9 protein-coding genes, 1 tRNA gene and 1 pseudogene are annotated in these 12,194 nt (G+C 73.0%); 3 read left to right on the forward strand and 8 right to left on the reverse strand.

What is annotated here, in order from left to right; genetic code table 11:
- The first annotated feature begins 293 nt into the window (after positions 1 to 293).
- A complete protein-coding gene (locus tag Air01nite_RS26685) occupies positions 294 to 1,412 on the forward strand; it encodes a glycosyltransferase (protein ID WP_239090995.1) in 1,119 nt (372 codons plus the stop codon).
- Positions 1,413 to 1,422: 10 nt separating this feature from the next.
- Here Air01nite_RS26685 and Air01nite_RS26690 read toward each other — a convergent pair whose 3' ends face one another.
- Entirely contained in the window at positions 1,423 to 2,379 is a 957-nt protein-coding gene (locus Air01nite_RS26690) for a serine/threonine-protein kinase (protein WP_203706065.1), read from the reverse strand.
- A 248-nt stretch (positions 2,380 to 2,627) separates the two neighbouring features.
- Between Air01nite_RS26690 and Air01nite_RS26695 the strand changes: the two genes are divergently transcribed.
- Complete coding sequence (locus tag Air01nite_RS26695) at positions 2,628 to 3,635, forward strand: sugar phosphate isomerase/epimerase family protein (protein ID WP_203706066.1); 1,008 nt, start codon at positions 2,628 to 2,630, stop codon at positions 3,633 to 3,635.
- Between the two features lie 47 nt (positions 3,636 to 3,682).
- Here Air01nite_RS26695 and Air01nite_RS26700 read toward each other — a convergent pair whose 3' ends face one another.
- Together Air01nite_RS26700 and Air01nite_RS26705 are read right to left on the reverse strand one after the other, a co-directional pair.
- The gene (locus Air01nite_RS26700; RefSeq protein WP_203706067.1) at positions 3,683 to 4,990 is read right to left on the reverse strand and encodes a reverse transcriptase family protein; all 1,308 of its coding nucleotides are present in this window, start codon (positions 4,988 to 4,990) and stop codon (positions 3,683 to 3,685) included.
- Between the two features lie 233 nt (positions 4,991 to 5,223).
- The gene (locus Air01nite_RS26705; protein WP_203706068.1) at positions 5,224 to 5,541 is read right to left on the reverse strand and encodes a hypothetical protein; all 318 of its coding nucleotides are present in this window, start codon (positions 5,539 to 5,541) and stop codon (positions 5,224 to 5,226) included.
- A 263-nt stretch (positions 5,542 to 5,804) separates the two neighbouring features.
- Here Air01nite_RS26705 and Air01nite_RS26710 point away from each other — a divergent pair.
- Positions 5,805 to 5,880, forward strand: a tRNA-Asn gene (locus Air01nite_RS26710).
- Between the two features lie 6 nt (positions 5,881 to 5,886).
- Here the strand turns inward: Air01nite_RS26710 and Air01nite_RS26715 are convergent.
- The 5 genes and pseudogenes from Air01nite_RS26715 to shc all read right to left on the reverse strand — a co-directional run bounded on the left by Air01nite_RS26715 (position 5,887) and on the right by shc (position 12,157).
- The gene (locus Air01nite_RS26715; protein ID WP_203706069.1) at positions 5,887 to 7,716 is read right to left on the reverse strand and encodes a 1-deoxy-D-xylulose-5-phosphate synthase; all 1,830 of its coding nucleotides are present in this window, start codon (positions 7,714 to 7,716) and stop codon (positions 5,887 to 5,889) included.
- A gap of 5 nt (positions 7,717 to 7,721) precedes the next feature.
- Positions 7,722 to 8,726 carry an adenosyl-hopene transferase HpnH gene (gene hpnH / locus Air01nite_RS26720; protein WP_203706070.1) on the reverse strand — a complete coding sequence of 335 codons (1,005 nt, stop codon included), beginning with the start codon at positions 8,724 to 8,726 and terminating at the stop codon, positions 7,722 to 7,724.
- Positions 8,727 to 8,729: 3 nt separating this feature from the next.
- On the reverse strand, positions 8,730 to 9,680 hold the full coding sequence (gene ispH, locus Air01nite_RS42055; RefSeq protein WP_444541817.1) for a 4-hydroxy-3-methylbut-2-enyl diphosphate reductase: 951 nt from the start codon (positions 9,678 to 9,680) through the stop codon (positions 8,730 to 8,732).
- Between the two features lie 84 nt (positions 9,681 to 9,764).
- Positions 9,765 to 10,229 (reverse strand): annotated as a pseudogene (locus Air01nite_RS42060) (phosphorylase family protein); the annotation flags it as partial.
- Positions 10,226 to 12,157 (reverse strand): squalene--hopene cyclase, encoded by a 1,932-nt coding sequence (gene shc, locus Air01nite_RS26730; RefSeq protein ID WP_203706072.1) that lies wholly within the window; start codon positions 12,155 to 12,157, stop codon positions 10,226 to 10,228. The pseudogene Air01nite_RS42060 and the gene shc, both read right to left, overlap by 4 nt.
- Between the last annotated feature and the right edge of the window lie 37 nt (positions 12,158 to 12,194).

A 12,194-nucleotide genomic window follows, 5' to 3' on the forward strand; every position in this document is an offset into this window, starting at 1 on the left:
GTTGAGGCTCGGGCCTGGCCGTCGCGATTTTCGCCGGTTCGTGACCGAGGGGGCGCGGTTTCCGGCGTGGGCGCGGTCCGCGGTCTTGGCTTCGCTGTTGAGACCGGCCCTTGCTCGATGCGATGTCGCGGCGTTGTGACCAGGTCGGCGCGACTTTCGCGGCGGCGTGAACAAGCGGGCGCGCCTCTCGGCAATCTTCGACGCCGGAGGTCCCTCGCCACCGGTGCTCGGCGGTGCGGGCCGCCGTCGCGGCCTGCGCCCTTGACCGCGATTCTCAGGAGGTCGTGAACAAGATGGACGCGCTCTTCGTCACCGTCGACGCCGGCGGGAATCTGCCGCCCGCGCTCGGCATCGCGCGCGAGATCGTTCGGCGGGGTGGGACCGCGCGGTTTCTCGGTCACGAGCCGCAGCGGCGGGTGGTCGAGGCGGCCGGGTTCGGATTCGAGGCCGTGCGTGACGGGTTGGCCTATGACTCCGCCGCGCCGCGGAGCACCTTGTCCGGGCTGCGGGAGATGACCGCCGTCTTCGCCGACCGGGGGATCGGTGCCGACGCCCTGCGGTTGGCCAAGGCCGCGCCGACCGACGTCGTGGTCGTCGACTGTCTGCTGCTCGGTGCGCTCGAGATCGTTCGCCGTTCCGGCATTCCGACCGTATCGCTCGTGCATACCCTCTGGAGCTTCTTCGCCGCCGAGGCGCGTGGGCCGGTCGGCGCGATAATGCGGATGCGTGGCGTCCGGATGCGGCCCGTGCTGGAGTCGCCGGCGTTGAGTCTCGTCACCGTGCGGGCCGAGTTCGAGCCGCCGGGGGCAAGCTTCCCGGCCGGGGTTCGGCACGTCGGCGTCGTCTGGCAGGACCCGGTCGCGCCCCGGCCGGCCCGGGTCGAGCCGCCGCGTGTGCTGGTCAGTCTCAGCACCACCCGGTTTCCCGGGCAGGAGCGGGCGCTCGAGTCCATCCTCGACGGCCTTGACGGCCTGCCGGCGGACGTGGTCGTCACCACCGGTCCCGCGATCGACCCCGCCGGGCTGCGGGCGCCCGCCAACGCCACCGTCCACCGCTGGGCCGACCACGGCGCGCTGATGCCCGGGGCCGCCCTGGTGATCGGCCACGGTGGGCACAGCACGACCGCGCGGGCGCTGTCGCACGGCGTACCCCTGCTGATCCTGCCTATGCATCCCCTGATGGACCAGCCGGCGATCGGCGCCGCGGTGACCCGGCTCGGTGTCGGCCGGTCGATCAGGAAGAGCGCCCGCCCGGCGGCCATCCGGGACGCGGTCACCGCCCTGCTCGCCGACGGCCCGCACCGCGCCGCCGCCACCAGACTGGGCGCAGAGATCCGCGAGCATGACGGTGCCGTCCGCGCCGTCGACCTGATCGAGACCCGCACGGCCGCCCACCTGCCGACCGGCGGCTAGGCCCTAGAGGTCACGCGCGGTGGCGGCCCACGATGACGCCGGCGCCGTCCGGGAGGGTGTGGCCGATGTCGGTGGATGCCTCGGCCGCCGTGTCCGTCCAGGGTGGGACAGGGTCCTCCGGCACCGGGTCGGCGAGGGGCGGCAGGTGCACCCGGGCGTCCACCGCCTCCGCCAGCAGCAGGGCCGCCGCGAAGCTCGTCGGGCGGGCGTCCGGGTTCGGGTCCAGGCAGGACAGGCAGACCTCGGCGACCTCGTCCGGCAGGTCCTTGATGGGCGGCAGCGGCGGCAGCCCCGCAACCGAGGGGGGCGCGATCAGGTCGCCCGAGCGTGGTGGTGGCGGGAACGGCAGGCGGCCCGCGAGGCAGAGGAACAGGAGCACGCCGAGGGCGTACATGTCGGTCGCCGGGGCCGCGGGTGCGCCGTGGAAGCGTTCCGGGGCCATGAACGCGGGCGTGCCCAGGATCGTGCCGTCGGCCAGCCGGTCCGAGCTGCCCGCCGTCACCGAGATGCCGAAGTCCAGGACCTTCGCGCCATAGGGCGTCAGGATGACGTTCGCCGGTTTCACGTCGCGGTGGACCAGGTCGGCCACGTGTGCCGCGGCCAGGCCCGCGCTCACCTCCGCGCAGACCCGCACCCCGATCCGCCAGTCCAGCGGGCCGGTGCGCAGGTGCTGCGCCAGCGTGCGACCGTCGGCGAACTCCATCACGAGGTACGGCAGCGATGGGCCCTGCGGCGTCTTCCAGACGCCGACGTCGAAGACCTCGGCGATGTTCGGGTGGGCCAGGGCGGCCACGGCGCGGGCTTCGGCCCGGACGAGCGACGCGCCGCCGTCGGTGAGGATCACCTTCACCGCGACCGTGCGCCCCAGCGTCTCGTCGCGGCCGCGCCACACCTCCGCCGCACCGCCGACCGCGATGCGACGCTCCAGCCGGTAGCGGCCGTCCAGCCGCGTGCCCTCGTCGTCCATCGCGGACTGCATTACCCAGCAGCCCGCCCCGGACACACCCCTTCCCTCGAAGGAGAACACCGATCTAGAGTGAGTTCCGCAGCCGCGGCAGCGGCCGGCAACCGGGCGGGAGGCGCAACCCGCCCGGTCGAACGGGCTCGTCTAGCAGCCCGGCCGGCCGAACCGCCAAGCACGTGACCGCCGGACGGTCTCCTCGCGCCTGTCCACCACACAGGATCCCGGGCCACTCACAGGGAGAAGAAGGACAAATGGCGCGACCCATCACGCTCTTCACCGGCCAGTGGGCCGACCTGCCGTTCGAGGAGATGTGCCGGCTGGCCTCCGAGTGGGGCTATGACGGGCTCGAGATCGCCTGCTGGGGCGACCACTTCGAGGTCGACAAGGCGCTCAACGAGGACGGCTACGTCGACCGCAAGCGCGAGACCCTGGCCAAGTACAACCTGCAGGTCTTCGCGATCTCCAACCACCTGGTCGGCCAGGCGGTCTGCGACCACCCGATCGACGCGCGCCACCAGGACATCCTGCCCGCCCGCATCTGGGGCGACGGGGAGCCCGAGGGCGTCCGCCAGCGGGCCGCCGAGGAGATCAAGGACACCGCCCGCGCGGCCGCCAAGCTGGGCGTCAACACGGTCGTCGGTTTCACCGGCAGCTCGATCTGGCACACCGTGGCGATGTTCCCGCCCGTGCCGGCGAGCATGATCGACAAGGGGTACGAGGACTTCGCCAACCGGTTCAACCCGATCCTCGACGTGTTCGACGAGGTGGGCGTCCGGTTCGCGCACGAGGTGCACCCCAGCGAGATCGCGTACGACTACTGGACCACCAAGCGCACCCTCGAGGCGATCGACCACCGGCCGGCCTTCGGCCTCAACTGGGACCCGTCGCACTTCGTGTGGCAGGAGCTCGACCCGGTGAACTTCATCTTCGACTTCCAGGACCGGATCTACCACGTCGACTGCAAGGACGCGAAGGTACGCACGGGCGACGGCCGCCGCGGCCGGCTCAGCTCGCACCTGCCCTGGGCCGACCTGCGGCGCGGCTGGGACTTCGTCTCGACCGGCCACGGCGACGTCCCGTGGGAGGACAGCTTCCGGGCGCTCAACGCGATCGGGTACGACGGCCCGATCTCGATCGAGTGGGAGGACGCCGGCATGGACCGTCTCGTCGGCGCTCCCGAGGCGCTCGAGTTCGTCCGCCGCCTCGCCTTCGACGCACCGAGCGCGGCCTTCGACGCGGCCTTCTCCAGCAAGGACTGACCGTGTGAGGAAGGTCCCGCACCGCGCGCGGTGCGGGACCTTCCGCGTCAGCGCGGATCGGTTGACAGGGCCGCGTCCAACAGGGCGGCGAGCTTCGCGGCGCGATGCGGGCTGCCCTGACCGACCCAGGCGATGCGACCCGCGAGGTGCTCGGCGAAAGCGGGGTGTCCCGTCCGGTTCTGTGCCGCCAGACCGGTCAGCGCGGCATTGTGCAGGATCGCCCGCAGCCGGTCGTACTCCTCCCGGGGGACCAGGGGCCGCTCGTTGACCACGAGGCCGGCGAGCACCTGCCGGTCCCCGCGCCGGCGCACCCGGGTCTTCGCCGGATGCACCCGGAACCCCTCGGCCCGGACCACCTCCGCCACCGCGACCAGCAGGTCGTCGAGGCGCCGCCCCGGCAGCTCCCCGGAGAACGCGAGGTCGTCCGCGTACCGGCCGTAGGTCAGGCCGAACGCGCCGGCCAACCCGGACAACCGCCGGTCGAGCCGGAACGCGCACAGGTTGGCCAGGGCCGGCGACGTCGGCGCACCCTGCGGCAGATGGCCGGCCCGCAGCGCCGCCAGCCGCACCGGCCGGTCCACGAGGTCGTGCGGAGCCAGCCGCAACACACTCGCGGGGGTGCGGATCGTGCAGAGCCCGGTCAACGCGTGGGCGACGGGCTCCGGATAGCCGGCCGTGCGCAACAGCCCGTAGACCCGTCCGGCGCCGATCGTGGCGAAGAACGCGAGCAGATCGACGCGAACCACGACGGGCCGCCCCGCGTGCGCCGCCGCGAACGTCGCCGCGGAACGTGCCGGCACGAAGCCGTGCGCCGCGCCGTGCACCGGGACGGGACCGAGGACCTCGGTCAGCAGCCGCCGCTGCAACGCGCGCAGCCGAGGCTTGGGCGCCTCGATCAGCCGCCCGCCGACCCAGCGGGACCGGTAATGCCGCAGGCGATCGTCGGCCGCGCGCCGATTCAGCAACCGGCGGTCGGCGTACCAGTCGAGCTGTTCGATGGTCAGTCCGAGCACCGCGGCGAGCCCGCCGAGGTCGTCCACGACGGGGGTCGACCAGCGATGTGACACGGTGCGGGTCGCGACGACCGGACGGGACCGGACGACGATCGGCGTCGCCGCGCGCCGGACCGCCTCGCGCAATGGCCCAAGTCCGGAGACGAAGGCCGCCAGCTCCCGGGGCCGGTCGCTCGGGCGGCGGGGGTACGCCGTGACGACGGCGTCGGCGACAGGCACGAGCCAGCGCCTGCGCACACCGAGGACCTGACCGCCGCGATCGGCCAGCGCCGGGCGCCGCCATTCACCGTCCGCCAGGAAGGCGTCGGCGAGCGCCACTGCCAGCCCGCGGGCGTCGGTCACAGCGGCGTGTCCCGACGATGCCCGGTCGTGCGGGTGCAGAGGCTCGCGAAGCGTGCTGGCGCACCTGCGGTGTGGTGCTCAGGTAGGTGACACGCCCCCGGGGTTGCCCCGGAGAGACCGTGGCCGACGCGCGGCACGGTCGGCTCGGGACACGCCGCCATCCGCGCATCGTAGCGGGCGCGCGACAGGCCCCCCGCCGCGTCGGCGAGGGGCCTGTGTGCCCAATCCCATGATCAGGGCATGGGCTTGGTCGGTGCCGCCGAGGACGACGACGTCGTCGACGAGGTGAGCCCGTTCGTGCCGGCGTGGTTGTGATCATGGGTGCCGGAGCTCATCTTCTCGCCGAGCTTCGAGTGGCTCAGCCGGTCCTTGCCCTCGGACATCAGGCGGTTCGCCTGGGCCTGGGCAGTGCCCTTGGCCTCCTGGACCGTGGGATTGTCCATCACCTTGCGGGCCTGCTGGACGATCTCCTCGTACTTCTCCCGGCCCGCGCGAGCGCCCAGGACGAAGCCGGCGGCGAGTCCGCCGATGAACCAAAGCTTTCCGCGCATTGCGGCTCCTTCCGTGTCGCCGGACGCGCTGTTCCGCGTGCTCGGCTGCGTTACTGTCCCCGGTTACCTACCCATCGTGCAGCCGACGCATGCGCCGGAAGCACTATCTGACTAATTTGCCCTGATTTCACGCCCGCCGGGGCGGAACGACCGCGAACCGGGTGGCAGAGCGTGTCGTACCCCCACCCGATGCCCCCGAAACTGCGTGCATCCTGTACTCTCGTACCGGTCGCGCAGAGCCGGGAAACCGGCGAAGCAAACGATCCCCCGTAGCTCAATTGGCAGAGCAGCCGGCTGTTAACCGGCAGGTTTTTGGTTCGAGTCCAAACGGGGGAGCCATCCTCCTCACGCCAGCGGCAGCTCCCGCCGCACCGCGGCCGCGATGCTCTCCGAGTCCAGCCCACGTGCCTTCAAGATCGCGCTGCGCGAGCCGTGCGCCAGGAACCGCTGCGGCAGCGCCAGCGAGCGCACCGGCACCCCGGATCCGGCCTTGCGCAGCGCCCGCGACACCGCGTCGCCGTAGCCGCCGTGCGCGCCGTTGTCCTCGACCGTGACCACCAGCCGGTACGCCGCCGCGGCCGCGACCAGCTCCGGGTCCACGGGCAGCAGCCAGCGCGGGTCCGCCACGGTCACCGGGACCGCCAGTCGCTCGGCCGCCGCCAGCGCCGCGGCACCGAGCGGACCGATCGCCAGCACGAGTACGCCCTCCGGCGCCGACCCGGCCGCCGGAGCGACCCCCGACGCGGGCACCTCGCCGGCGCTCTGCCCCCGCCAGACGCCACCCGGCGCCGTCGCTCCCCGCTGCCCGCCGAGGCCCGGACCCCACCGGAGCACGTCGGCGGTACCTAGCTGCCCGACCGCGGCGAGCGCCGGCCCGACGTCCGCCTTGGGGAACCGCAGCGCCGCCGGCCCGTGGTGGTCGACCGCCTCCCGCAGCAGCAGCTTGAGCTGGTCGCCGTCGCGCGGCGCGGCCACCCGCATCCCGGGCACCATCCCGAGCAGCGACAGGTCCCACATGCCGTGGTGGGACGGCCCGTCGCTGCCGGTGACCCCGGCCCGGTCGAGCACGAACGTGACCGGCAGCCGGTGCAGCGCGACGTCCATCAGCACCTGGTCGAGCGCCCGGTTGAGGAACGTCGAGTAGACGCAGACCACCGGATGCAGGCCGCCGGTGGCCAGCCCGGCCGCCGAGGTGACCGCGTGCTGCTCGGCGATGCCGACGTCGAACGCCCGCGACGGGTACGCGTCCGCGAACGCCTGCAGCCCCGTCGGCCCGAGCATGGCCGCGCTGATCGCCACCACGTCGGGCCGCGCGGCGCCCAGTGCCACCATCTCCGCACCGAACACCGAGGTCCAGCTCCGCTTGCCCGACGACGGCCCGGCCGGCCCCACCGTGTGCATCCGGTCGGCCTCGTCCTGCTCGGCCGGCGCGTGGCCGAGGCCCTTGCGGGTCAGGCAGTGCACCACGACCGGCGTGCCCAGCGAGCGCGCCTTGCGCAGCGCGACCTCGACCGCCGCCGCGTCGTGCCCGTCGACCGGGCCCAGGTAGGCCAGCCCGAGCTGCTCGAAGACCGACGCCGCCGGCCCGTCCCGCAGCGCCGCCAGGTGCCGTCCGACCGCGCCCGCGGTGGGCGCGTACGACCGGCCGTTGTCGTTGAGCACCACCACGATCGGCCGTTCCGGCGCGGCGGCGATGTTGTTGAGCGCCTCCCACGCCATGCCGCCGGTCAGCGACCCGTCACCGACCACCGCGACGACCGCGCGGTCGGGCCGGCCACCGATGGCGAACGCCTTCGCCAGCCCGTCGGCATAGGACAGCGCCGTGGAGGCGTGCGAGTTCTCGACGATGTCGTGCGCGCTCTCGGACCGCGACGGGTAGCCGGACAGCCCGCCCTCCTGGCGCAGGCTGTCGAGTGCGGCCCAGCGGCCGGTGAGCATCTTGTGCACGTACGCCTGGTGCCCGGTGTCCCACACGAGCGCGTCGTGCGGCGAGTCGAACACCCGGTGCAGCGCGATGGTCAGCTCGACCACGCCGAGGTTGGGCCCGAGATGGCCACCCGTCTGCGTGACCGAGTCGATCAGCCGCGCGCGGATCTCCGAGGCCAGGTCGGGCAGCGCCGACTCCGGCAGCGCCCGCAGGTCGCCGGGACAGTGGATGCGCTCCAGCAAGGCCATCGAAATCACCGCCCGACGGCCGCCCGCATCGTCTCCTTGAGCGATCCCAGGGTGGCGATCACCGCCGTCGGCTCGTAGCCACAGTGCGCCATGCAGTTGGCGCAGCGCGGGTCCTTGCCCCGGCCGAAGGCGTTCCAGTCGGTCTCCTCGATGAGCTCCTTGTAGGTGGCCGCGTAGCTGTCGTCCAGCAGGTAGCACGGGCGCTGCCAGCCGAGCAGCGAGTAGGACGGGATGCCCCACGCCGTGCACTCCAGGTCCCGCTTGCCCTCGAGGAAGTCCAGGAAGACCGGCGAGTGGTTGAGCCGCCACTTCTTGCGGCGGCCGTTGGCGAACGCCTTGGCGAACAGCTCCCGCGTCTCGCTGACGCCGAGCCAGTGCTCCTGGTCGGGCGCCTTCTGGTACGCGTACGCCGGCGAGATCTGCATGTTGTCGACCTCGACCACGTTGTTGAGGTAGTCGAGGACGCCGATGACGGTCTGCGGCGTGTCGGTGTTGAAGAACGTCGTGTTGGTCATCACCCGGAAGCCCGCGGCCTTGGCCATCTTGATGGCCTCGATCGCGCCCTCGAAGCCGCCCTCGTGGCTGACCGACAGGTCGTGGCGCTCCTTGAGCCCGTCGACGTGCACCATCCAGGCGAAGTTGCGGTGCGGCTTGAACTTGTGGAGGTGCTTGGGCATCAGCAGCGCGTTGGTGCACAAGAAGACGATCTTGTTGCGGGCCAGCAGCTGGCGGACGATCTCGTCGATCTGCTTGTGCATCAGCGGTTCGCCGCCGGCGATCGAGACCATCGGCGCGCCGCTCTCCTCGATCGCGGCGACCGCCTGCTCGACCGGCATCCGCTTCTTGAGCAGCGCCGCGGGTTGTTCGATCTTGCCGCAGCCGGCGCACTTCAGGTTGCACGCGAACAGCGGTTCGAGCTCGACGAGCAGTGGGAACTTCTCCCTGCGGAGCAGCTTCTGCTTCAACAGGTACCGGCCCAGCCGAACGGACTGCCTGAAGGGCATGGCCATCGTTCAGCTCACCTCCTTGGGCAATGTGAAACGCAGGACTTCCGGATCCGTGGCCGGCTCCACCACGGAGAGGGGTCCGAGTCCGCCGAGGCAGTCGACCAGTTCGTCGACCAGGGTGGGCGGCGCGGACGCGCCGGCGGTGACGCCGATGCGGCGCACCCCGGCGAGCATGGACAGGTGTACGTCGGCAGCGTGGTCGACGAGCCGGGCGGGCACGCCTTCCCGCTGGGCGACCTCGACCAGGCGCAGCGAGTTCGAGGAGTTCGTCGAGCCGACGACCAGCATCAGGTCGCAGCCCTCGGCGATGTCGCGGACCGCGCGCTGGCGGTTGGTGGTGGCGTAGCAGATGTCGTCGCTCTTCGGGGCCTGGATGGTCGGGAAGCGCTCACGCAGGACGTCGGCGATCGCGGTCGCCTCGTCGACGGCGAGCGTCGTCTGCATCGCGTACGCGACGTTGCCGGCGTCCCGGGCCACCACCCGGGCGGCCGCGGCGGCGTCCTCGACGACCACCACGTCGGCCGGGGCCTCGCCGAGCGTGCCCTCGACCTCCTCGTGGTCGGCGTGCCCGATCAGGAAGACGGTGGCCTCGCGGGCGCTGTGCCGGCGCACCTCGGTGTGCACCTTGGTGACCAGCGGGCAGGTGGCGTCGACGACTCGCAGGCCGCGCGCCTCCGCCTCGGCCCGCACGGCGGGGGAGACGCCGTGTGCGGCGAACACCAGCACGCTGCCCGGCGGCACCTCGTCGACCTCCTCGACGAAGACCGCTCCCCGGCCCTCGAGGTCGCGGACCACGTGGGTGTTGTGCACGATCTGCCGGCGCACGTAGACCGGGGCACCGAACCGGTCCAGCGCCCGGTCGACCACGTCGATCGCCCGCTCGACGCCGGCGCAGAACGAGCGCGGGTTGGCCAACCGCACCTCGCGGGGGCCGGTGGCGACCGCCCAGGCGTCCAAGGCGGGTGCGGCCCGGCGCAGCGTGCGCAGGGCCCGCAGCCCGCGGGCGGCGGTGCCCGGCCGCAGCAGCGGTGCGTCGGCGGTGTCGACGACGACCCGGACCACGGCGTACGGCGCCTCGGTGGGCGCCAGCCAGATCGACTCGGTGTCGACGGCCAGCGCGCCCGTGGCGGCCAGCCGCGCGCGGGCCGCCCGGCCGGCCACCCGGCGCTCCGAGGCGATCGGGCCGAGATGGGTCACGAGGCCGAACCGGCGCAGTTCGGCGGCGAGCAGCGGGGCCGACGGGCACTGCCGGACGCTGCCGTCCGGGCCGCGTACCTCGGTGGCCACCACCACGTCGCCCGGGCGCACGTCGGCGCCGAGACCACCGCCGACGCCGGCCACCAGCACCGGCCGCCCGCCGAGCCCGCCGGACGCGCGGAACGTCGTGGCCGCCCGGCGCGGACCCATGCCGACCCGCAGGACGGCCGTGCGCGCGGCGCGCAGCGTCCGGCGCTCCACGCCCAGCGCGACACAGATGACCGGCGCGTGCCGGCGGGGTCCGGTCACGGTGTGACTTTCAGGTAGCGGCCCAGCGCCGTGATCGGGAAGACCAGCCGGTAGAGGTGGTAGTTGATGTAGAAGTCGCCCGGGAAGCCGGTGCCGGTGAAGTGGTCCTCGTCCCAGCAGCCGTCGGCGCGCTGGGTGCTGATCAGGTGGTCGATGCCGGCCCGGGTCGCCGGGTGGTCGGTCTCGCCGGCGGCCAGCAGCGCGAGCAGCGCCCAGGCGGTCTGCGACGGGGTCGACGCGCCCTTGCCGGCCCAGTTCTGCGGGTCGTCGTAGGAGCGCAGGTCCTCGCCCCAGCCCCCGTCCGGGTTCTGGTGCGCGACCAGCCAGTGCACGGCCGCCCGGATGGCCGGCGCGCCGGCGTCGACACCCGCCTCCACGAGCGCCGGCACGGCCGCGCCGGTGCCGTAGACGTAGTTGGCGCCCCAGCGGCCGAACCACGAGCCGTCGGACTCCTGGTTGCGCAGCAGCCAGGTGATGCCGCGCTGGGTGGCCGGGTCGCCGGTGCGCCCCTCGTAGGCGAGCATCTCCACGACGTGCGCGGTGACGTCGGCCGACGGCGGGTCGATCACCTCGCCGAAGTCGCAGAACGGCAGCTTGTTGGCGAGCGTGCTGGTGTTGTCGGCGTCGAAGGCGCCCCAGCCGCCGTCGCCCGACTGCATGCCCACCGTCCACCCGACACCCCGGGTGACCGCGCCCTCGATCTCGGCCCGCAGCGGGTCGTCGGCCGGCAGCCCGGCAGCGACCCGGCGCAGCGCGAGCACGATCTCGGCGGTGTCGTCGATGTCGGGGTAGAGGTCGTTGGCGAACTCGAAGGCCCACCCGCCGGGCGCCAGACCGGGCCGGCGCACCGCCCAGTCGCCGCGCACCGCGACCTCCTCGGCGAGCAGCCAGCGGGTGGCCCGCCGGACCGCCTCGTCCGTGACCGGCACGCCCGCGTCGAGCATGGCGACCAGCGCCAGCGCCGTGTCCCAGACCGGCGACTGGCAGGCCTCGAGCCGGCGCACCCAGCCCGCCTCGGTCTCCTCGCGGATCGTGAACGCGTCCAGGCCGGCGAAGGCGGCGCGCAGCGCCGGGTGGTCCAGCGGGTAGCCGAGCAGGTGCAGGGCGAGCAGCGAGTAGACCCACGGCGGCTGGATGCCGCCCCACGAGCCGTCGGACTCCTGGCGGGCGAGGATCCACTCGGCGCCCCGCCGCTGGGCCAACTCGCGGATGGGCCGCACCGCGTGCCGGCCGTAGAGCTTGAGCAGGCGGTCGGTGCGCTGGAAGAACCCGGTCCAGGTCCACAGTGGCGCTGACGCGGCCGGCTTCGCGCCGGTGCGCAACTCGTCGATCCCGATCGGCATCGGGCGTACGGGTCGCAGGCTGCCGACGATGGTCAGCGGCACCACGGTCTGCCGGGCCCAGCACGCCCAGTCGTACACGTTGAGCGGGAACCAGCGCGGCAGGAAGATCATCTCTGGTGGCAGCTCGGGCAGGTCGTCCCACGACCAGAGGCCGAACAGGGCCATCCAGATCCGGGTGAACACGCGGGTGCGCTCCAGGCCGCCCATCTCCAGGATGAACGTGCGGGCGCGCACCATGTGCGGCTCGTCGGGCCGGTCGCCGGCCAGCTTGAGCACGACGTACGCCTCGACGGTCGTCGACAGGTCGCCCGGGCCGCCGTAGAAGTTGGCCCAGGTGCCGTCGTCGCGCTGCTGTGACCGGATCCACCGGGCGGCTTCCTCGGTCTCCTGGTCGCCACGGATGCCCAGGAACTGCCGCAACAGCAGGTCCTCGGCGTCCATCGTGACGTTGGTGGCGAGCTCGCCCTTCCACCAGCCGGCCGGGTCCTGCCGGACCCGCAGGTGGCCGACGGCGGCGGTCAACGCCTCGGCGACGGACCGCGGCGGCTGGTCGAGCTGCCGCTGGCCAGTAGCAATCGTTGTCATGTCCATGCCTCGCTTCGCTCCGCATGGACTGACAACA

The sequence above is a fragment of the Asanoa iriomotensis genome (assembly GCF_016862515.1).
Classification (GTDB): domain Bacteria; phylum Actinomycetota; class Actinomycetes; order Mycobacteriales; family Micromonosporaceae; genus Asanoa; species Asanoa iriomotensis.

Bases quoted from the DNA above. Each gene is read 5' to 3' on its own strand.
- Air01nite_RS26685 (WP_239090995.1), top strand. From the start codon at position 294: ATGGACGCGCTCTTCGTCACCGTCGACGCCGGCGGGAATCTGCCGCCC.
- Air01nite_RS26690 (WP_203706065.1), bottom strand. From the start codon at position 2,379: ATGGACGACGAGGGCACGCGGCTGGACGGCCGCTACCGGCTGGAGCGT.
- Air01nite_RS26695 (WP_203706066.1), top strand. From the start codon at position 2,628: ATGGCGCGACCCATCACGCTCTTCACCGGCCAGTGGGCCGACCTGCCG.
- Air01nite_RS26705 (WP_203706068.1), bottom strand. From the start codon at position 5,541: ATGCGCGGAAAGCTTTGGTTCATCGGCGGACTCGCCGCCGGCTTCGTC.
- Air01nite_RS26715 (WP_203706069.1), bottom strand. From the start codon at position 7,716: ATGGCCTTGCTGGAGCGCATCCACTGTCCCGGCGACCTGCGGGCGCTG.
- hpnH (WP_203706070.1), bottom strand. From the start codon at position 8,726: ATGGCCATGCCCTTCAGGCAGTCCGTTCGGCTGGGCCGGTACCTGTTG.
- shc (WP_203706072.1), bottom strand. From the start codon at position 12,157: ATGACAACGATTGCTACTGGCCAGCGGCAGCTCGACCAGCCGCCGCGG.